Origin of the sequence: Enterococcus sp. DIV2371 (genome assembly GCF_050498525.1) — a bacterium.
GTDB classification, from domain to species: domain Bacteria; phylum Bacillota; class Bacilli; order Lactobacillales; family Enterococcaceae; genus Enterococcus_B; species Enterococcus_B mangumiae.
In genome coordinates, this window is record NZ_JBIPAJ010000001.1 from 464,335 (window position 1) to 485,375 (window position 21,041).

General features: G+C 38.9%; 16 protein-coding genes, 1 pseudogene and 1 other annotated feature. Of the genes and pseudogenes, 9 read left to right on the forward strand and 8 right to left on the reverse strand.

All coding sequences use genetic code 11. The features are described 5' to 3' along the window. Positions 1-18: 18 nt before the first annotated feature. Positions 19-1,173: a hypothetical protein gene (locus tag IGL24_RS02180; protein ID WP_242699746.1), complete on the reverse strand. Its 1,155-nt coding sequence runs from the start codon at positions 1,171-1,173 to the stop codon at positions 19-21. Between the two features lie 293 nt (positions 1,174-1,466). Further along, positions 1,467-1,670 (forward strand) — a binding site (T-box leader). 83 nt (positions 1,671-1,753) lie between these two features. Here IGL24_RS02180 and tyrS point away from each other — a divergent pair. The 3 genes from tyrS to tyrP all read left to right on the forward strand — a co-directional run bounded on the left by tyrS (position 1,754) and on the right by tyrP (position 6,839). Further along, positions 1,754-3,010, forward strand: a complete 1,257-nt coding sequence (gene tyrS, locus IGL24_RS02185; protein WP_010736393.1) for a tyrosine--tRNA ligase — start codon at positions 1,754-1,756, stop codon at positions 3,008-3,010. Positions 3,011-3,301: 291 nt separating this feature from the next. Then, positions 3,302-5,176: a tyrosine decarboxylase gene (tdc, locus tag IGL24_RS02190; RefSeq protein WP_207699829.1), complete on the forward strand. Its 1,875-nt coding sequence runs from the start codon at positions 3,302-3,304 to the stop codon at positions 5,174-5,176. Between the two features lie 244 nt (positions 5,177-5,420). After that, positions 5,421-6,839: a tyrosine-tyramine antiporter gene (tyrP, locus tag IGL24_RS02195; protein WP_207699828.1), complete on the forward strand. Its 1,419-nt coding sequence runs from the start codon at positions 5,421-5,423 to the stop codon at positions 6,837-6,839. Positions 6,840-7,013: 174 nt separating this feature from the next. Here tyrP and IGL24_RS02200 read toward each other — a convergent pair whose 3' ends face one another. From IGL24_RS02200 to IGL24_RS02215, 4 genes are all read right to left on the reverse strand, one after another. After that, the gene (locus IGL24_RS02200) at positions 7,014-8,030 is read right to left on the reverse strand and encodes a LacI family DNA-binding transcriptional regulator (RefSeq protein WP_207699827.1); all 1,017 of its coding nucleotides are present in this window, start codon (positions 8,028-8,030) and stop codon (positions 7,014-7,016) included. Positions 8,031-8,104: 74 nt separating this feature from the next. After that, positions 8,105-9,115, reverse strand: a complete 1,011-nt coding sequence (locus tag IGL24_RS02205; protein ID WP_207699826.1) for an aldose epimerase family protein — start codon at positions 9,113-9,115, stop codon at positions 8,105-8,107. Further along, positions 9,108-9,773: a beta-phosphoglucomutase gene (gene pgmB / locus IGL24_RS02210; RefSeq protein WP_207699825.1), complete on the reverse strand. Its 666-nt coding sequence runs from the start codon at positions 9,771-9,773 to the stop codon at positions 9,108-9,110. The genes IGL24_RS02205 and pgmB overlap by 8 nt, the downstream gene beginning before the upstream one ends. Further along, positions 9,766-12,060: a glycoside hydrolase family 65 protein gene (locus tag IGL24_RS02215; RefSeq protein WP_207699824.1), complete on the reverse strand. Its 2,295-nt coding sequence runs from the start codon at positions 12,058-12,060 to the stop codon at positions 9,766-9,768. The genes pgmB and IGL24_RS02215 overlap by 8 nt, the downstream gene beginning before the upstream one ends. Before the next feature lie 283 nt (positions 12,061-12,343). Between IGL24_RS02215 and IGL24_RS02220 the strand changes: the two genes are divergently transcribed. The 5 genes and pseudogenes from IGL24_RS02220 to IGL24_RS02240 all read left to right on the forward strand — a co-directional run bounded on the left by IGL24_RS02220 (position 12,344) and on the right by IGL24_RS02240 (position 17,065). Further along, positions 12,344-14,506, forward strand: coding sequence for a PTS transporter subunit IIBC (locus IGL24_RS02220; protein ID WP_207115860.1), 2,163 nt, complete (start codon positions 12,344-12,346; stop codon positions 14,504-14,506). 126 nt (positions 14,507-14,632) lie between these two features. Further along, the gene (locus IGL24_RS02225; RefSeq protein WP_207699628.1) at positions 14,633-15,460 is read left to right on the forward strand and encodes an endonuclease/exonuclease/phosphatase family protein; all 828 of its coding nucleotides are present in this window, start codon (positions 14,633-14,635) and stop codon (positions 15,458-15,460) included. A gap of 261 nt (positions 15,461-15,721) precedes the next feature. Continuing rightward, positions 15,722-16,150: a GNAT family N-acetyltransferase gene (locus IGL24_RS02230; RefSeq protein WP_207699627.1), complete on the forward strand. Its 429-nt coding sequence runs from the start codon at positions 15,722-15,724 to the stop codon at positions 16,148-16,150. A gap of 84 nt (positions 16,151-16,234) precedes the next feature. Then, on the forward strand, positions 16,235-16,654 hold the full coding sequence (locus tag IGL24_RS02235) for a DUF3788 family protein (RefSeq protein WP_207699626.1): 420 nt from the start codon (positions 16,235-16,237) through the stop codon (positions 16,652-16,654). Positions 16,655-16,815: 161 nt separating this feature from the next. After that, positions 16,816-17,065, forward strand: a pseudogene (locus IGL24_RS02240) (Txe/YoeB family addiction module toxin). Positions 17,066-17,184: 119 nt separating this feature from the next. On the opposite strand, the gene IGL24_RS02245 reads toward IGL24_RS02240, so the two are convergent. Together IGL24_RS02245 and IGL24_RS02250 are read right to left on the reverse strand one after the other, a co-directional pair. Continuing rightward, positions 17,185-18,870 carry a hypothetical protein gene (locus IGL24_RS02245; RefSeq protein WP_207699625.1) on the reverse strand — a complete coding sequence of 562 codons (1,686 nt, stop codon included), beginning with the start codon at positions 18,868-18,870 and terminating at the stop codon, positions 17,185-17,187. A gap of 268 nt (positions 18,871-19,138) precedes the next feature. Beyond that, positions 19,139-19,672: a phenolic acid decarboxylase gene (locus IGL24_RS02250; protein WP_207699624.1), complete on the reverse strand. Its 534-nt coding sequence runs from the start codon at positions 19,670-19,672 to the stop codon at positions 19,139-19,141. 103 nt (positions 19,673-19,775) lie between these two features. On the opposite strand from IGL24_RS02250, the gene IGL24_RS02255 reads away from it, so the two are divergent. After that, positions 19,776-20,327, forward strand: coding sequence for a PadR family transcriptional regulator (locus tag IGL24_RS02255; RefSeq protein ID WP_207699623.1), 552 nt, complete (start codon positions 19,776-19,778; stop codon positions 20,325-20,327). A gap of 141 nt (positions 20,328-20,468) precedes the next feature. On the opposite strand, the gene IGL24_RS02260 is transcribed toward IGL24_RS02255, so the two are convergent. Then, positions 20,469-20,936, reverse strand: coding sequence for a MerR family transcriptional regulator (locus tag IGL24_RS02260; protein WP_207699622.1), 468 nt, complete (start codon positions 20,934-20,936; stop codon positions 20,469-20,471). Between the last annotated feature and the right edge of the window lie 105 nt (positions 20,937-21,041).

A 21,041-nucleotide genomic window follows, 5' to 3' on the forward strand; every position in this document is an offset into this window, starting at 1 on the left:
TAAACTAGTTGCTGATACCTAAATATTCCCAGTGCCGCCACCTATTCCTGGACGGTTGATTTCATTCACGACGGACACCGTTACCGTTTTTTCAACTCTTGGATCTTCTGTTACACCAAAAGTCACAGCGAAATTGCCGGTTTTGTTTGCTTCGATCGTGGAATGTTTCACGTAGACATTCGCTTTTTGACCAAGGATAGTAGTCGCAGTTGCGCCAGTTGCTTGGATCAACGATGAGTCATCCGTTTCACCCAACTGAACAGTAGCATCGAATGCTTGTAGGAAAAACATGGAAGGAACATAATTGTCAGAAGTGACTGTAATATTAACAGTTTTAGTAACTAATGTTGAGTCACCTTTTAGACCGAAAGTAACCGTATAATTTCCTGGTTCAAATTTGATCGTGGAATATTTGATTTCTACAGGCAAGGGATTCCCTAAAATATCAGTTGCCTTGGCGTTTGTCATGCTGATCAGGGATTGTTGGTCTAGTTGGTCGATCGAGACAGTAGCGTCAGAGGCGTAAACAAAGTAAAGATTTTCTTCCTCCTCGCCTTTATTGTCTGTCACGGTGACTTGGATCGTTTTACGGATTTTTGGTTCTTCTTTGATTCCTAAAACGATTTGATACGTACCGGGGGTATTGCTCACTACATTTGATTTCTTGATAACAACGTCTACTGGATATCCGGAAGATGTCGTTGCTTGAGCTTTTGCTGCTTGAAGAATCGACGCTTCGTCTGTGTTCTCGACAGGAACAGTTGCGTCTTCAGCAGTTAATTGATAAATACCGTAACTCGGGCAATCTTCAAGAGTGTCGCCTACTGTGACAGTGATTACTTTTTCTACTGAAGAGATGTTCGTCGTGCCGATCGTCACTCGGTAGATACCAGGACGATCTTGTACATTACTTGTTTTGATGATTGGCGTGATCTCTACGCCAATCGAATTGGTGATCCGTGCATGAGAGGCGATTAAAATCTGTTCGTTAGATGTTTCACCTACTGCTAATTCAACATTAGATGCACTGATTGCATAAGCTCCGATAAAATCTGTGTCGCTAACTGTTGGCTGCATTTGTACAGCACCGACAGGTTGAGAGACACCCAAGCAAGAGATTGCACACAAAAAAACACCAGCGGATAATGCGGTTTTCAAAACAATGGATTTCATTTTTTTACCTTCTTTCTAAAAAATAATTGTATAACAAGTACAATATAACAGCTGTTCGAGTTATCGACGAAACGATAATTATAGAATTAAAGAAAAAGTGGCACCTACAGAAAAATCGCTGCTTAGCAATGCAGACAGAAATAATGGAACATTCATCCCTGGTGCGAGGATCAAGTATTTTATCCATTCAACAAGTATGCTCATATCTCATTTTTTTTAGTTTGAAAAATCAAAAAATTTTTTGGTTGACAAAAAAAACAGTGCGTTCTAAGATAATAGGTAGATGAATAAAGAATTAGACGATGAATAAAACGAAGTAGTGATTAAAGCCAATGTTTCAGAAAACTAGTGGTTGCTGCGAACTAGTACATGCTTTAACGCGAATTACATTTTAGGAGTCTATGGCTTGATGCCACGCGACAGCGTTAAATGTTTGAGAGATATGTTTTGGAAGCAAACATATAATTTGGGTGGTACCGCGAATTTTCGTCCCTTGACTGATTAGTCAAGGGACTTTTTTTATTCAATCAAACAACGAGCAGATCTTCTGCTTTGATAAAAAATTATGGAGGGTGATTCGATGAATATTATTGATGAATTAACGTGGCGTGATGCCATTAACCAACAAACGAACGAAGAAAGACTTCGTGAACTTGTTGAAGAAAAGAGTATTTCCCTTTATTGCGGGGTTGATCCAACAGGCGATTCGATGCACATTGGTCATTTGATCCCATTTATGATGATGAAAAGATTCCAATTAGCAGGACATCATCCATATATCTTGATCGGTGGGGGAACTGGAACCATCGGTGACCCAAGTGGCCGTACGAGCGAACGTGTGTTACAAACGATGGAACAAGTACAGCATAATGTAGATGCTTTATCGAACCAAATGCGTAAATTGTTTGGGAAAGATGCAAATATCACATTCGTAAATAACTATGACTGGTTATCAAATATCTCTTTACTGGAATTTTTAAGAGACTACGGAAAAAACTTCAACATCAATACGATGTTAGCAAAAGATATCGTAGCAAGTCGTTTGGAAGTCGGTATTTCGTTCACAGAATTTACTTACCAAATCTTGCAATCGATCGACTTCTTACACTTGCACAGAACGTACGACGTGCAGTTACAGATCGGTGGAGCTGACCAATGGGGGAACATCACTGCTGGTTTAGATTTGATCCGTAAATTGGAAGGACCAGAAGCAGAAGCCTTTGGATTGACGATCCCATTGATGCTAAAAGCGGATGGCACGAAGTTTGGGAAAACTGCCGGCGGTGCGATCTGGCTAGATCCTGAAAAAACATCACCTTACGAATTCTATCAATTCTGGTTGAACCAAGATGATCGTGATGTTGTAAAATACTTGAAATTCTTCACTTTCTTATCACAAGAAGAAATCAATGAATTAGCGAAAAAAGTGGAGACAGAACCTGAGAAACGTGAGGCACAACGCCGTTTAGCCGAAGAAGTGACACGTTTTGTCCACAGCGAAGAAGATTTGCAAGAAGCGCAAAAAATCACAGCTGCATTATTCTCTGGAAATATCAAAGAACTAAACGCTTCAGAAATCGAACAAGGCTTTGGAAACATGCCGAATGTCGAGATTTCAAGTACCCCTGAAAATATCGTGGAACTGCTTGTTTCCACAAAAATCGAGCCATCAAAACGTCAAGCACGTGAAGATGTATCGAACGGAGCTATAAGTATTAACGGTGATCGCGTAACCGATTTAAATTTTGTCATTGATCCAGCTACAGAATTTGATGGTAAATTCGTAGTGATCAGAAAAGGGAAAAAACGCTACTTTTTGGCCAAAGTAGTTGATTAGAATTTAGTAATTTTTTGCCTTGTAAAAGGTCTATTCCATTACAAAATTCCAATTTTTGAAACTTATCCTAATAGTTACGCCGATTGTCGTTAATACAATCAAAAGGAGAGAATTTACATTTGTAAATTCCCTCCTTTTTTTAATTTTTATCAATTGTACCAACAATTCAAACAATTAAAAACATTAAAATGAAATGAGGAAAATAGGAAAAATGATATTTACAGAAATAAAAAACAGGTGTAACCTAAGCCTCGACAAAATTTAAATAATTATTTTTAGGAGGGTTTCTTCATGAAATCAAATGTAAATGATTTAAATTTAAATGCACTATTCATTGGAGACAAAGCAGAGAATGGCCAAATCTATAAAGCTTTGTTAAATGAATTAGTGGACGAACACTTAGGATGGCGTCAAAATTATATGCCGCAAGATATGCCAATCATTACGCCGGAAGAAAAAAGCAGTGAAAGCTTCGCTCACACGATCAACAAAACAAAAGACGTGTTAGCAGAAATCTCTACGCGGATGCGTACGCACTCTGTCCCATGGCATAATGCAGGACGTTATTGGGGACATATGAACTCTGAAACATTGATGCCATCATTATTGGCTTATAATTTTGCGATGTTATGGAACGGAAATAATGTCGCTTATGAATCTTCTCCAGCAACGAGTCAAATGGAAGAAGAAGTAGGAATGGAATTTGCTACATTGATGGGGTACAAAAATGGCTGGGGACACATCGTCGCAGATGGTTCATTAGCTAACTTGGAAGGTCTATGGTATGCACGTAACATCAAATCATTGCCACTTGCGATGAAAGAAGTGACACCTGAATTGGTTTCCGGAAAAACAGACTGGGAATTGATGAATCTTTCAACGCGTGAAATCATCGATCTATTAGACCAAGTGCCAGAAAAAATCGATGAGATCAAAGCACATTCTGCACGCAGTGGGAAACATCTGCAACAATTAGGTAAATGGTTAGTACCACAAACAAAACACTACTCTTGGTTGAAAGCAGCAGACATCATTGGTGTCGGTCTAGATCAAGTGATCCCAGTGCCTGTCGATCACAACTACCGCATGGATATCAATGAACTCGAAGCGATCATTCGTGAATTGGCTGCTGAACAAACACCAGTTTTAGGTGTCGTTGGTGTCGTTGGTTCTACCGAAGAAGGTGCAATCGATGAAATCGACAAAATCGTTGAATTACGTCGCGCACTAGAAAAAGAAGGTATTTATTTCTACCTACACGTAGATGCAGCTTACGGTGGTTACGGACGTGCGATCTTCCTTGATGAAAACAATGAATTCATTCCATTTGATCAATTGAAAGAAGTACACGCAAAACATCATGTCTTCACAGAAAATAAAGACTATCTTTTAAAAGAAGTGCATCATGCGTATCAAGCAATTGAAGAAGCAGAATCAGTAACGATTGATCCACATAAAATGGGCTATGTTCCTTACTCTGCTGGAGGAATCGTAATCAAAGACATTCGTATGCGCGATGTGATCTCTTACTTTGCAACGTATGTATTTGAAAAAGGAGCAGATATCCCAGCATTACTTGGTGCTTATATCTTAGAAGGATCAAAAGCTGGAGCAACTGCCGCAAGTGTTTGGGCAGCACATCATGTACTACCATTGAATGTGACTGGTTACGGTAAATTGATGGGGGCATCGATCGAAGGTGCACATCGTTTCTTCAATTTCTTGAATAATTTAACATTCAAAGTGGGTGATAAAGAAATTGAGGTTCATCCATTGACTTATCCAGATTTCAATATGGTCGATTATGTATTCAAAGAAAAAGGCAATGATGATCTGGTAGCAATGAATCAATTGAACCATGATGTGTATGATTATTCTTCTTATGTCAAAGGAAGCATCTATGGCAATGAATTCTTGACCTCTCATACAGACTTTGCGATTCCAGATTATGGCAATAGCCCATTACAATTTGTAAAACAATTAGGATTTACAGAAGAAGAATGGGAACGCGCTGGAAAAGTCACAGTCTTACGTGCTAGTGTCATGACGCCATATATGAATAAAGCAGAACATTTTGAAGAATATGCAGAAAAAATCAAAGCAGCGCTTCAAAGTAAACTAGAAAAAATCTATGCAGATCAGTTAGTGGCAAACGAAACAAAATAAACGTAAATCTTTGGATGAGTGAGGAGAAAGGGAATCGAACGAGCGCTCATCTCTCGTTCAAAAAGAACGAAGGATGAGTCTCCTCTCTCAACTCATTTATTTCATGCTGGAGTGCCTTTGAAGCTTGATGATCCAAGCAAAAATACTCAAAGCACAAGTTGTCCGTACGTTTGCTTTTATTTGCTATTAATGAAAAAGTTTCAAAGACACGCCTATTTAATCATTAATAAGGAGAGTGTCAAAATTGAGTAAAGCTCAAGTAAGTAAAATGGGGCTAGGAACATTCATTGGTTTGACTATGGCGCTATGTGCCACTGTTCGTAGTATCCCAACGTTGTCAGCTGTTGGTTGGACATTGATTTTTTACACTATTTTTGCCGTCTTGTTTTTTGCTGGACCTATTTCAATGATTTCTGGTGAATTATCAACGATGCTTCCACAAGAAGGAGGCCCACAACTTTGGGTCAAAACAGCACTAGGTAGTAAATGGGGATTTGTCGTTGCTTGGTTACTATGGGTGCAAATGTTCCCGGGAATGGTAATGGTCGCTTCTACCTTAGGGCCATTATTAGGAAATACATTCGGAAATGCATCTCTTGGAAACAATCACTACTTTGTTTTAGGCTGTATCTTGGTCATCTACTGGATCATCACATTGCTCAATTTGAAGTTTGACATGGCGAAAGTCGGCGGGAACATTGGTGTTTGGCTAGGGGTATATATTCCTGTTGTGATCATGTTTGTTTTGGGGATCTTAGCGTTTTTCAAAGTGGGACTTGTTTCAAATGGCTATCTAGGAGATTTCTCATGGTCAAAAGCATTGCCTGATCTACAACACAGTGACTCGTTGAAATATTTGGCAGGGATCACATTTATCTTTGTAGGGATCGAAATGAGTTCAGTGTATATGCCTCGTTTGAAAGATGCAACGAAGAACTATACTAAAGGGGTCTTCATTGCATTGATCGGACTTGTCTTATTGAATGTCATCAACGCTTTGTTTGTCGCAAATGTCGTACCAGAAGGAACGATGGAATTGGCAAATATCACACAACCAGTATTGATCTATTGTGATATTTTAGGATTGCCAACGATCATTGGTAATATCTTCAGCTTTATGGTCTTTATTGGTGTTCTTTTACAATTATCTGCTTGGGTAACTGGACCTTCGAAAACAATCATCCAAGTGGCTCGTGAAGGGTTCTTACCACCAAAATTTGGTTTCCATAAAGAAAACGAATATGGTGTTTCGAGAAATGTTGTATTGACACAATCAGTAGTTATCTCACTCTTTGCATTGCTATATGGCATAATGGATGATGTAAGTGCGGTCTTTCTTACATTAACAAATGCAACAACCGTGATTTATTGCATTGTTTATTTCTTGATTGCCGTATCATTATTAAAAATGAGAAGTAGCCATCCAGAATTGGCACGTCCTTATCGAATCGGTAAAAAAGGAAATGGCTTTGCTTGGCTTGTTAGCTGTATGTTGATGCTGGCAATCATCGCTGTTGTTGTTTCAACATTAGGAACTTCAACATTAGCGGATGCATTGCTTGTTGGGGCCATTGCGATCGTGATGTTCGTTATTCCGTTGATCATCAATCGCGTGAAGAAAGCAACCTGGTTGACTGAAGTTGAAACAGACTTAAAAGAATAACAGGAAAAACGATCTCTTAGAGAATATAAAACAACACCTATGAAGAACTTTTTTCTTCGTAGGTGTTGTTTTTCTTAAAAAATCAAGAGCAAAAAATAGAGACGTCTCAACTTTTGGCTAAGTAGACGTGTTCTAATGCTCTATTTTTGTTTGATCTTCCTAGGAATGAATGACCTATTTTTCTTTCAATGGAACAACGGTTTCTCGTTTGATCAAACGATGGGGGATCACTAAGCGTACGCCATTGCTCACTTCTTCGTGGATCAGTTCTTGTAATTTTTGCATTGCGACTCGCCCTAACTCAGAGATATCGATGTCGATACTCGTTAAATAAGGGTGCATCAAAGTAGAGAAAATCGAGTTGTTGAAGCTGATCATCGAAAGGGTTTCCGGGATGACATAGCCATACATTTGAGCGAGTTGCATCGTGCGCAGCGCGAAAATATCATCGATGACAACTAATGCTGTCGCTTCCGTATTTTTCAAAATCGAATCAAACGCCAAGTAATCTTCGGCTTGTTCCAAAGTGACACTTGGCTGGGCATTCAATCCCGCTAACATCATGGCTTTTTGATACCCGAAATAGCGTTCAAAGTATAAACTTTCGTGGGTGGTATTAGTCACGAAAAGAATGTTTTTATGACCATTATCAATCAAGAATTCAGTTGCTTGTTTCCCTAACAATTGATTGTCATTGTCAATGTAGATGATTTCGTTCTCATGGTGATACGGTTGTCCGATCAGCGTGAACGGAATCTGTTGTTCATAAAGATAATCGATGACTGGGTCTTCGCTATCCGAATAAACAAGGATAAAGCCATCGACTTGTTTTTGCAAATGCATTCGCTGAACGTTCTCTAACAAGAGGTCGAAACTTTTGGCTGTAGCGATAGCTGTTGTCACGCCGTGATGACGAGCTTCTTCGTTGATTGCTTCCATGATCTCAAGATAAAACGGGTTGCCAAGACGCTCTTTTGAATCGAGTGGTGGAAGAATGACACCTACAGCGCTTGATATACGTTTACCAAGATTTCTCGCCGTGATATTTGGCACATATCCTAGCTCATCCATGATTTTTCGTACTTTCTTTTTCGTTGTTTCAGAAATGCTTGGATGATCGTTGATCACGCGAGAAACAGTCGATGTCGCTACACCTGCTTTTTTTGCAACATCTTTCACTGTAATTGACATAAATTAAATCACCTTTCTTTTTTCATCGTTCATCGTCTTGGTTGGCTTCTTAAAATCAAATAAAGCAAAAATGGTCAAGTGAATGTACTGAATTCATAAGTTGTTTGGCTGATACGTTCTTGTCCAGGACGTAGTGTGATCGAGCCAAACGCCGGAAAGTGAACGATATCTGGTATTTCTTGTGGTTCGATGGCTAAACCAAAATTAGAGTGCATCTTTTTGCCATTGATTTGTAGCTCTTCATCGAATCCAGTTGTAGAAAATAATACCATACTTTTGTTCGTAGTTGCTATATTCATTTGGCGACCGGAAGTTTCTTCTGATAATGTTAAACTATTTTTTGTTAGTTTCGGTGAATTCAATAAAAAGACATCATCAAGCCCCGTAGGATACTTAGACAAAATTTCCGTTAAGGGATTCGATTTATGGAAATCGATGGGTAAGTCCTCTTTAGCGATTGTTTCTCCTGTAGGTAAGTTATCATGATCAAGAAGTAACAGGCTATCTAATTGGATTTGAAGTTGATGCGTATCAATATCTCGCTTTCCGTTACCTGATAGATTGAAATAGGCGTGATTTGTAGGATTACAAATCGTTTCAACGACGCTATTCGCCTTAGTGATCATCACTAATTTGTTACCCTCTAACTGATAAGTGACAGTAGCGGTGATTGGTCCTGGATAACCCGAGGAAGTGTCTTTTAAATAAAAGACGACACCAACTGCTTGAGGTGATTTGAATACTTCTACCTCCCAATATTGAAAGGACCAACCGTTTGTTCCGCCATGGATATGATGATGCCCATTATTTTTTTCTAGTTGATGCGTTTCCCATTCGCCATTTCTGATCCTACCTGCCACTGGACCAACAGTTGCACCAAAAAAACTTTGATCGGATAAAACATCTTGGAGATTGTCGTAAGAGAGTAAGACATTTTCCTTGAGACCATTCCTGTCGGGTGTGAACACTTGGTGTAAACGAGCACCATAATTGAGAAGAACGACTTCTAGCTCGTCGTTCTTCAATGTGATTTTTTTTAGGTTTGTTTGTTTGATGGGGAGAACAGAGATGCTTGGTTCAGACATCTTTACGCCAAACTTGTTGCAGATAGTCGAGTGTTAACGCAGACGTATCAGCGACGATCGGAATTTCCTCCCCAAGATCTTCCTTGCGCCCAACGCCTACAGGATAGGCACCGCTTGCGATGATTGCTTGGATGCCTGCTTTTGCATCTTCGATACCTACACACTCAGTAGCAGCTAAGCCGATTTCTTTTGCTGCTAATAAAAAGATATCAGGGGCGGGTTTGCCACTTGCTACTTTGCCAGGGTCGGCAATTGCATCAAAGTAGTCAGTCAACTGCATTTTATTCAGCAACAATGGGCCGTTTTTGCTTGCGGAAGCTAAGGCGATCTTGATGCCCGCTTCTTTTAATTCCGTTAATAAGGAAACGATACCCGGAAATACGTCTGATGGTGTGATTTCTTGGATCATTTCTAGATAGTACTCATTTTTGCGTTTAGCTAAATCAGCGAATTCTTCGTTTGAGAAATCATTTTCTTTCTTACCATAGGCAAGAAGTAACGTCAATGAATCTTCCCGGCTAACGCCTTTCAATTGTTCGTTGAAGTTGCGGTCGATTGAAACCCCGATTTCTTCACCAAGTTTTTTCCAAGCGCGATAATGGAACTCTGCTGTGTCGGTGATGACACCATCTAAATCGAATAGAACACCCTTAAACATGTGCATCTTCCTTTCTTAATGGGATCGTCAATTGATCAGTCAACGCTTGTTTTTGTCCGTAAACACTTAATTCTAGTGCTTCACCATTTAGTAATGTGAAGGTTACTTGTTCGTCAGAAACAGCAACAAAAATCAAACGACCACGATAGTTGATATGGAAAGAATAGGCGTTCCATGTGTTTGGTAAAAAAGGAGCAAAAGATAATTCGCCATGGGCAGTTTTCATTTGAGCAAAGCCTTGGACGATTGCTAACCAGCTACCTGTCATCGAAGTGATGTGCAAGCCATCTTCCGTGTCGTTATTATAGTTATCCAAATCTAAACGAGCAGTACGTTGATACATTTCAACTGCTTTTTCTTCCAAACCAAGTTCAGCAGCTAAAATCGCATGGATACTTGGGGAAAGGGAAGACTCATGGACAGTCATTGGCTCATAGAAATCAAAGTTTCGTCGTTTTTCCTCTGTTGTAAATTCTTCATTGAAGAAGTAGATGCCTTGTAAAACATCCGCTTGTTTAATAAAGCAAGAACGCAAGATTTTATCCCAAGACCATTTTTGATTCAATGGCAATTCGCTGAGCGGTAAATCCGAAACCGGCATCAAATCTTTATCTAGGAATGTATCATGTTGAACAAAAATACCTTGCTCTTCGTCAACAGGGTAGTACATATTCTCAACGATATCTGCCCATTGATCTAATTCTTCTTCAGTGATCTCGATCGTTGCTTCTTCTCTATAAGCTAAATAGTTTTCTCGTGTATAACGGAGGACCCAAGCAGCAATCGTATTCGTATACCAGTTATTATTGATGTTGTTTTCGTATTCATTTGGACCAGTCACGCCGTGGATCATATATTTGTTTTGGCGTTTTGAGTAATGGACACGATCTGCCCAGAAACGAGCGATTTCAGCCAATACTTCAAGCCCTTCTTTTTTCAGATAAGACGTGTCGCCAGTATAATTTGTATAGTTGTAAATCGCATAAGCAATTGCACCGTTCCGGTGGATTTCTTCAAAGGTGATTTCCCACTCATTGTGGCATTCGACACCAGTAAAGGTCACCATTGGATAAAGGGCACCTTTTAATCCTTGTTGTTGGGCATTATGAATAGCTTGTGGCAATTGATTATGACGGTATTTCAATAAATTTTTCGTCACTTCTGGGTCAGCTAATGCAAGATAAAGTGGCACGGCATAAGCTTCTGTATCCCAATAAGTGGCACCGCCGTATTTTTCACCAGTAAAGCCTTTTGGTCCAATATTCAAGCGCTCATCTTCACCATAATAAGTAGAGAATAATTGGAAAAGGTTGAAACGAATCCCTTGTTGCGCTTCGTCATCACCCTCAATGACTACATCCGCTAATTCCCAACGTTTTGCCCAAGCGGCAGTTTGTTCTTCTTTGGCTGCGTCGTAATGGGTAGCCAACTGTTTGAATTCTTCTAGAAGTGTTGAGGCTTGTTGTGCTTCAGGGATATCACGACTTGTCAAAATCACGACTTCTTTGTCCATGACGATCGGTTCATTTAGCGTTAGGTCAAATGAGAAGACGCCTTGTAACGCTAATGTCTTTTCTTCAAATACAGGTGTCGTTTCTTCACCGTTAATCAAATGACGCATGCCAGCAGTGACAGTGAATTGTTCAATATCAAAAGCGTTAGGAATCGTTTTGGTTGTCAAATAACCGATTGAATCTTTTGTGCTGCGGTCGATTTGATTCCAGAAATGTTCATCGTAGTTACTATCTTCATTTTGAACATTCCCATCAAGTTTAGAAACAAATTTTACATTGCCAGTGCCGGCAAGTAGTTCTACAGTTACACGGATATAAGCTACTTCGTTTTTGACGATACTCAAGAAACGCTCAAATGAGAACCGAACTTTATTCGTTGCTGTGGTGATCGTAAAATGACGAGATAAGACCCCGTTTTTCATATCTAATTCCCAATGAAAATCCTCTGGATCAAGAGAAGCTAAATCAATCAGTTGGTCGTTGATGTAAATGTCCATCGCAATAAAGTTGACAGCGTTGATCACTTTTCCGAAGTATTCAGGATAGCCGTTTTTCCACCAACCAACACGAGTTTTGTCGGGATACCAGATGCCCGCTAAATAGGTACCTTGATGATGATCGCCAGAGTACGTTTCTTCAAAATTCCCACGCATCCCCATGTAGCCGTTTCCAATACTTGTCAAGGACTCTTGCAAACGTAAATTTTCTTTATCTAATGTTGTCGTACTGATTTTCCAAGGATCGATTTGGAATAAGCGTTTGATTTGTTTCATGATTCTCCTCCTAAATATTTCATTTCTTAGGTTTATAATAAACGCAACCGGTTGCGTTAGTCAATAGCAAAGTGAGAAATCGAGAATCTTTTTGTTGAGAAATGACTAGCAAGAAAAAAATATCGTGAATATATTATTATTGATAAAGGGTATATACTATATTGTAGAGTTTTTATTTTTCAAAAGAAAAAACAAATAAAATAAAAATAAAGCATTTACAAAAAAAGAAATTACCTCTATAATACGGATTAACGAAACCGATTGCGTAAAGGAGAGATAGAAATTGAAAAAATTATTTAGTTTTGAGTTTTGGCAGAAATTTGGAAAGGCTTTAATGGTCGTTGTCGCAGTGATGCCAGCTGCTGGTTTGATGATCAGTATCGGGAAATCGATCCCATTGATCAACCCGGATATGGCAGCGCTTGTTACTACGGGTGGCGTTCTTGAAAGTATTGGTTGGGCAATTATTGGAAACTTACATTTATTATTTGCGTTAGCAATAGGTGGTAGCTGGGCGAAAGAACGTGCAGGCGGAGCATTTGCTGCCGGTATTTCATTTGTTTTGATCAATCGGATCACAGGTGCGATTTTTGGTGTGACAACAGAGATGTTAGCAAACGAAGATGCGTTCACACATACGTTATTCGGCACACGGATCATGGTCAAAGGATTCTTTACGAGTGTACTAGAAGCGCCTGCATTGAATATGGGGGTATTCGTAGGGATCATCGCCGGTTTTGTCGGTGCGATGGCGTATAACAAATACTATAACTACCGTAAATTGCCAGATGCACTTTCTTTCTTTAACGGCAAACGCTTTGTTCCTTTTGTAGTGATTCTATGGTCAACGATCGTTGCACTAATTTTGGCAGCAGTTTGGCCAGCAATCCAAGCAGGAATCAACAATTTCGGTTTATGGATCGCACAGTCACAAGATAGTGCGCCAATTTTAGCACCATTTTTATATGGAACATTGGAACGTTTATTGTTACCATTCGGGTTACACCATATGTTGACGATTCCAATCAACTATACGCAATTAGGTGGAACGTACGAGATTTTATCTGGTGCACAAGCAGGGACACAAGTATTTGGACAAGATCCATTATGGTTAGCTTGGGCAACTGACTTAGTGAACCTAAGAGGAGCAGGCGACATGTCACAATACGAATTCGTGTTGCAAAACTGGACACCAGCTCGTTTTAAAGTCGGTCAAATGATCGGTTCTTCTGGTATTTTGATGGGGATGGCACTTGCCATGTATCGCAATGTCGACCCAGATAAAAAAGCGAAATACAAATCAATGTACTTCTCAGCTGCTTTAGCTGTCTTTTTAACAGGGGTAACAGAACCACTAGAATTTATGTTTATGTTTGCGGCAGTGCCACTTTATGCCATCTATGCAGTGATCCAAGGGGCAGCTTTTGCAATGGCTGATATTTTACCATTACGTGTCCATTCATTCGGGAACATCGAATTATTGACGCGGACACCATTAGCAATCAAAGCAGGACTTGGCGGTGATTTGATCAACTTCGTCATCTGTGTCATTCTCTTTGGTGTAGTGACTTACTTCTTAGCGAATTTCTTGATCAAGAAATTCAACTTTGCAACACCAGGACGTAACGGAAACTACGACAGCGATAGCGAAGAAACAACAAATGGCACGACAGCCGGACCTGCTGATCAACAAATCATCCAAATCATCCATCTATTAGGTGGAAAAGAAAACATTAAAGACGTGGATGCTTGTATGACACGGTTACGTGTAACAGTTGCCGATCGAGGTAGAGTCGGTTCAGAAGACGCATGGAAGCGTGCAGGCGCAATGGGCTTGATCGTAAAAGACAACGGCGTCCAAGCGGTTTATGGACCAAAAGCGGATGTTTTAAAATCAGATATCGAAGATCTATTGCAATCAGGGGCAGATATCCCTGAACCACAAGTCAAAGAAGTCGTGATGGAAAAAGAAACAGCGACAGCAGCATTAGGGATCGAAAAAGAATTATACGCAGTGGCAAAAGGTGAAGTGATTGCTTTAGCAGAGGTCAATGATCCAGTCTTTTCACAAAAAATGATGGGAGATGGGTTTGCGGTCATTCCTGAAACAGATGCGATCACAGCTCCAGTAGCCGGTAAAATCGTCAGCGTATTCCCAACGAAACACGCAATCGGTATGGAAACAGCGGAAGGTGCAGAAGTACTGATCCACATGGGAATCGATACTGTCCAAATGGCAGAACCTGCATTTGAAGTTTCTGTCAAAGAAGGACAAGAAGTCACACCAGGCACCCCAATTGCACGAATGGATCTTGCCAAAGTCAAAGAACAAGGGAAAGATACAACGATCATGGTCATTTTTACTGATGATAAAGTGAAAGAAGTTGCGATCACCACTCTTGGTTCTGTTGAAATAGGTACAGAAATCGGTAAAATCAAGCTATAATAAATAAAAGAAGTATTCAGAGATTGTGACGAAAAAGCAAGACGATGGGGATTTTTTCTTCAACGATCAGCGCTGACGTAGCAGTCTCTGATTTTTATGTAAAAAGGAAAAGAGGTTCCCAAAAAAATGAAAGTAATGACGTTGAATACGCATAGTTGGTTGGAAGAAGATCCATTCACTAAACTTCAAGAACTCACTGACAAGATTGTAGCCGAGGGATATGATGTGATTGCTTTGCAAGAGGTCAATCAACTGATCAAAACGAATATTGTCAACGAACAACAGTTAGTCGATTTTTGTCCAGTAATGAATCAAACCCCGATTCACGAAGATAATTTCGCTTATTGCCTCGTCCAAAGATTAGCTGAAGCAGGAGAAGCTTATTTTTGGAGTTGGGAAATGAGTCATATCGGGTATGACAAATATGAAGAAGGAAATGCTATTTTATCAAAGACCCCTTTAGACAGTCGGGCATACCTAGTATCCGAAACAAAAGAAAAAGAAAACTACCGTACCCGCATGATCCTCGTTGCTAAGACCGTGATCGAGAATCAACCGATCGTTGTCGCAAGTTGTCACTTTTCGTGGTGGTCAGATGTAGAAACTGGCTTTGCCTACGAGTGGCAATTCTTACAGAAACAACTCTTAACGTATCAAATGCCTTGTTTGCTAATGGGTGATTTTAATAATCCGGTAGGCGAGGAAGGGTATCGCTTAGTGGCAGCTAACCAACTGAAAGTCAAAGACTCCTATCTTTTAGCAGAGCAAAAATCTGAAGAAGCCACGATCGAGAAAAAAATCGATGGGTGGGAAAACAACACAGAGGCTTTACGAATCGACTATATTTTCGTTCCAATGGATAGCAAAGTCAGTGCCTACACGCGCATCTTTGACGGCACGAACGGACCAATCGTTAGTGACCATTTTGGGGTGGCTGTGGAAATGGAACGATAAAGTGAGCGTGAAAAGGTAAAAAGGCGAATAAAAAATAAGGACACCTTCTAAAACAATCAGCTGTTTTGAAGGTGTGTTTTTTAGCGTTGCTGACTATTCTTGGTGGTCTAGAAAAACATTTGCAAACCAATTTTAGAATGGCTAGATAAAATGTGGGATAAGTAGACTTGGTTTACAGTTAGATCAAGTGGATTCGAAGGAATATTGATATAATCGAGGTAACGAAAAGGAGCAAGCTAAAATAAATAGGGGGGGGAATCCATGATCGATTATAAGACCAATGCTCGGATAAATAAAAATGGACTAGAAAATCTCTATTCTAGTGTGGGATGGACTGAATATACGAATGACTTGGAGCGGTTAGAAAAAGCAATCAATCATTCATTATCAGTGATAACTTCTTGGCATCAAGGCAAACTAGTAGGGTTGATCAGAGTTGTTGGTGATGGGCAGACAATTTTATATATTCAAGATCTCTTAGTTCATCCTGATTTTCAAAATAAAAAGATAGGCACTCAATTGATGGATAAGGTTTTACAGGAATATAAAGATGTGAGGCAGAAAATCCTGTTGACTGAAGATGCTTCAAATGTCAGGCGTTTTTATGAAAAGTTTGGCTTTGATTCTTGTGACAAAGGGAATCTAGTATCATTTTACAAAGAGTTTCAATTGATCAAGATAAGAGAATAAAAATGTTTCGATTTTTTGATAACGATTTCAAAGAGATGTTTTAAGTGCTTACCAATGGCTACAGTTATGAAGGAGGATGATGAGATGAAACGAAATGAAGCGGAAGTTTTATCAGATAAACAGAATGAACCCACAGAAGACTTGATAAAAATGTTTATCGGTAAGGATGCTTGCGAACGTTTATCTAAGATAGAAGAGATTTTAAATAATCGTTATGATTTGAAACGTGAGTTGAGATTTTGGGACAGTTGGCAATTTGGGTATTGGCATAAAAAAAAGTGGCTCTTTGATATTATTTTTAAAAAGAATGGCTTGATCGTAACCATGACAATAACTGATAAAAAAGTAAATGAAATGGAAAAGCTACAGGTCGAATTGCAACCGAAAATCCAAGAAGTCTGGAAAAAACGAAAAAAATTCGGTCCATCTAGTTGGCCATTGCTCTTTGAAGTGAAAACAGAAACTGACATCATTGATTTGATGAAGATTGTGGCGATCAGATAGCCACAAAAAAAGAAGAAATAAACGTATTTATAAGTAAGCGGCAGAGTAACCACACAGAAAATCTAAAAATATGGGGAATATATCTTACGGTGTTGCTAGAGAATGAAATTAAGGTTATTAAAAGAATCCTTTATAATTTATCAATATAAAAATTTAATCGGGTGATTAAGGCTTGGTCTGATGATGCTTGGGAGGACTATCTTTATTAGTATGAGCAAGGAAACAAAACTAATATAAAAAAATTAATAAGTTAATAAAGGATATTGACCGTTCTTCCTTTGCTAGATTAGGAAAACCTTAACCGCTAAAATATGATTTATCTGGGAAATGGTCCAGAAGAATTACAGATGGACACAGGCTAGAGTTGAGAATGAGACAATCTTTATTTATTCTGCAAAAGATCATTACTAACCAATCGATTGTCTGCAGAGAAAGTATAATTTTCCAACTTTCAAATTTTTAAAACATAAGCGGGGCCGTGGCAGTCAATCTGTCACAGCCCCGCTTATGTTTTGAGCGTTCTAAAAAAATTATAGTTTAACTGATTTTACATTTTTTTCTTTCCTAAAATTAAATTTTTGTGAAAGATAGATTCCTAAAAATGTCAGCCAGCCTGCAATAGTCATGCCAACAACGAAGTAGAAATAGATTGGAAGATCGTAATAGAGAATGATCTCGTTGATCCCATTATGCTGTTTGACGATCGGGGTGCCGATATCGGTCAATTCAAAATCTGTCAATTTCTTGCCGTTTTGCATCAAGACAGTTCGATCATATACGATAACTGGAACATGCACAGTTGGCTCACCAGTGTTTTTCCATTTGATGCTCAAGCGTCCATCCGGATGTGATTTGATAAAGGTAGTTTCGTTTTCTAAAATTTCTTCATTGTAACGATCGTATTTATTTGCTTTCGTTTGTTCATAGATCGGCAAATAATCCGGCGTCGTTTTTTGGAAAACAAACAAACTTTTGGACATATCATGACTATAGAAGGTTTTTCTCGCTTCATCAGGTGTATCGAAGAGGTACGTGTGACGACTGACAAAGGTTTCATCTTCCCATTTATCGAGGTGACGGTTTAAGTTTTGGATGGTTTGGATACTACTGAACAAAATCAGTAACGTCGCACCTACACGTAACCAAGTCTTTTTCTCCCAGCGATTGGCGACGATCGCAAAGTAAAGTAAGAAAAGCAAGGTAAATGGAACAAAGAAACGAAACGGGAACTGGATCAAGCTAATAAATGGCACTTCGTTTTCAACTAATGTATTCCAAGGAATCAAACTAGTTGAAAGTAGGAAGAACACAACGCTTGTCCGTAACAATAGTTTTGGGAACAGTTTTTCTCGTTTTCGGAACAACAAGAAAAATAAAAATCCAGCAAACAAAACGATAGGGAAAATCTTTGGATAATTCAACCAGTAACTTCCCTCAAGATTGATTGCTTTTTCTGTCATTCTTCGGTTGACGAAAGGTGGAAGAATCTCGTTACCGCTGTAAACCATCGCCATACCTACCCAAATATTTGCTGTTAGGATAAAGTAAAGCAAAATGGATTTCCCTAATTGGAGAAGCGCTTTTCCTTTGTTCGTTTGCGTAAAGAAATAATAGCCGTAAAACGGAATGTACATCAACACTAACATGACGGATGACAGTAAATGGATCTGTGTCATCAAGGCAATCGCGGCAGTCACTTTAAGTACAGGGAATTTCTTATGCACGATGAAATCAACGAGAGGGATCATACATAAAGGATAAAAAACGGTTCCCCAACTCGTAAATCCTTGATTGACAGCCCAATACTGAATCGAATAGGTCGTCATGAATAATACTGAAACCGGCACGCTCACCCAATCACGTACTTTGACGTAGCGCAACAAAGTCAACATGGACCAACCTGCGATAAGGAAGAGGATAAAATTTGATAAGATCTGATAATGATACCAACTTCTTGCAACGAGTACGATCAACCCTTGGAAGTATGAGAATAACGGACCGTAAATCGCATTGACGATCCGACCGCTTTGTTGAAAGCCATACATCGAAGGAAAGTAGTGTAAATCACCGTGGATTATTTGTTGTGCTGCATCATAGAAGCGATTATAGTGAAATGGTGCGTCGGCCCCGATAATCAATTTTTGTGATAAGATATTCGGCAATACGAAAATAATTGCGAAAATAAAAATCAAAAAATATGGTCTATATTTTTTCAACTGTTCTGCTCCTTTTCATATAATAACTAAACTTATCATAAAGGTTAATGAAAAGAGAGGCAAGGAATTAGAAAAAAACTGAAAATAATATGAAATTATTTATGTAATTCATAAAGAAATCATTGGAAAAGTATTTAACGAGATTGTTGCTGATCAATAAGCAAGTGCTAGCATAAACTTTATTTTATATCCCCAAAAAACTATGGGAAAAGTCACTGAACTTCATGACATGAAGGAGTGGCTTTGTTCCCTAAGCTAAGCAAATGGATTATTTATTGACACGATGGTAGTTTTCGTCAAAGTAACGACCTTCACGAATGTCTTTAGGCATCCCTTCATAAGGTTCTTCACTGATAACATCCTCATTATCAACACCCGCATCACCCATATAAGTAATTGTCGCAAATTCAGGAACGACTAATTTAGGATAAGTTTCATATTTTTCACGAGCAGCTTCCATTTCAGCAATATGTTCGTTTTGGAAAGTAACAGTGATCTCTGGATGTTCTTCGACCCATTTAGGGAAGAAAATCGTACCATGTAGTTTTTTCTCATTTGGCATAAAGTCTAATGCGACATCTGTACCAGTTGGTTCAGTCCAAGTGATTTTAAATACACCATCGGTTAATTTTACGATATCTGCTTCTTGGTCTTTGACCCAACGTCCTTTGACCATTCCACCGTGAATGCGATAATCAACGGTATGGTCATTTTTGGCATACCATTCATATTCCCAACCGTTATCATACGTATAGATAAAGTGAGTTCCGATAAAATCTTCTAAGTTTTTGAATTCTTTCATGTAAAACATCTCCTTTTAAATTAAAACATGTAATAATTTACATGATTTTGATTACGTGATTATGATAGAATGATTTTGAGAGAATGTCAAGGAGGGAATTTTGATGGCTAGAAAAAACACATTACGCTATATTTTATTGGGACTACTGAGCAAAAAAAATCAAACGGGGTATGAGTTGAACCAAGCATTTAAAAATGAGATCGGTGAATTTTGGCAGGCAAAACACAGTCAAATCTATCCTGAATTGGCTAAAATGGAAGAACTAGGCATCATCAAACATGAAGTAGGGATCACTGGCGTCAAACTAGAAAAGAAAATTTATCAGCTGACGGAAGAAGGGCGTATTTTGTTAAACGAATGGATCCATACATCACCCAATGAACTGCCAGTCAACCGCGATGAATTTGTCTTGAAACTTTATTTTGTGAAAGACATCAATGATCCAGCGTGGATCGACATCCTTGAACAGCAAAAGGAGCTTCATGAAGAAAAAAGACAGCATTTATTGGCTAGACAACAAGTGATTTTCCCGACAGAAAAAGAGCAGCATGAAAATTATGGCCACTACTTGATTTTGTCTCACGCAATCAATCGAGAAACCGAATATACCAACTGGTTGACACAAGTATTGGCACAGGAAACAAAAAGAAAATAAAATGATTCGTTACGATAACTAAATAAGCCGTCAAAGCCGGAAATAGTTGACTATTTCGACTTTGACGACTTTTTTAGTATCTGATCGTAATCTCTTGAAGGTATGTGCTAGTGGATTTAAAAAAGTAACACGTGCGCTTTTTTATTTTTCCAGTATTTTTTTGGCATCGATGGTTTCATCTGCTGGGATGATTTTATAAGACAATTCGTCTGTTTCTTCATCATGAATAATACATAACTGTTCCGCATCGTTGAAGTCGCCGATCAAAAGGAGTGTGTAACGTTCATCGATCAATTCGATGTCTTTGATGGATTTTGAGAAGACTTTTCGGACATGGTGCATTTTATTTAATCGTTCTTGCGCTTTTTCAGCAGCTTTGGACAATGTATAACCTTCATCTAAAAATTTCTTGATGATCTCAACTTTGACCACTGTCGGCAAGCGATATTTTCTCGAACAATTCGCGTCAGCAGTGACGGATCGGATAAAGCCTTTTTGCTCCCAATACCTCAATTGTCGTGGCGAAACTCCGACAATTTCACTTAGCTCACTGATTCCTACTAATAAATGATCATTCTCTAATAACTGTTTTAGTGAAGCCCCCACCATTCATCACACTCCTTTGTTGGTTGTTCCCTTAATTATACTTTTGTTGACTATCGTGTCAAGTAGGTTGACAAAAGTCAAAAATAGGAATAAAGTATCTTAGTGATT

Coding starts and splice junctions, on each gene's coding strand:
- IGL24_RS02180 (WP_242699746.1), bottom strand. CDS start 1,173: ATGAAATCCATTGTTTTGAAAACCGCATTATCCGCTGGTGTTTTTTTG.
- tyrS (WP_010736393.1), top strand. CDS start 1,754: ATGAATATTATTGATGAATTAACGTGGCGTGATGCCATTAACCAACAA.
- tdc (WP_207699829.1), top strand. CDS start 3,302: ATGAAATCAAATGTAAATGATTTAAATTTAAATGCACTATTCATTGGA.
- IGL24_RS02200 (WP_207699827.1), bottom strand. CDS start 8,030: ATGTCAATTACAGTGAAAGATGTTGCAAAAAAAGCAGGTGTAGCGACA.
- IGL24_RS02205 (WP_207699826.1), bottom strand. CDS start 9,115: ATGTCTGAACCAAGCATCTCTGTTCTCCCCATCAAACAAACAAACCTA.
- pgmB (WP_207699825.1), bottom strand. CDS start 9,773: ATGTTTAAGGGTGTTCTATTCGATTTAGATGGTGTCATCACCGACACA.
- IGL24_RS02215 (WP_207699824.1), bottom strand. CDS start 12,060: ATGAAACAAATCAAACGCTTATTCCAAATCGATCCTTGGAAAATCAGT.
- IGL24_RS02225 (WP_207699628.1), top strand. CDS start 14,633: ATGAAAGTAATGACGTTGAATACGCATAGTTGGTTGGAAGAAGATCCA.
- IGL24_RS02230 (WP_207699627.1), top strand. CDS start 15,722: ATGATCGATTATAAGACCAATGCTCGGATAAATAAAAATGGACTAGAA.
- IGL24_RS02235 (WP_207699626.1), top strand. CDS start 16,235: ATGAAACGAAATGAAGCGGAAGTTTTATCAGATAAACAGAATGAACCC.
- IGL24_RS02250 (WP_207699624.1), bottom strand. CDS start 19,672: ATGAAAGAATTCAAAAACTTAGAAGATTTTATCGGAACTCACTTTATC.
- IGL24_RS02255 (WP_207699623.1), top strand. CDS start 19,776: ATGGCTAGAAAAAACACATTACGCTATATTTTATTGGGACTACTGAGC.
- IGL24_RS02260 (WP_207699622.1), bottom strand. CDS start 20,936: ATGGTGGGGGCTTCACTAAAACAGTTATTAGAGAATGATCATTTATTA.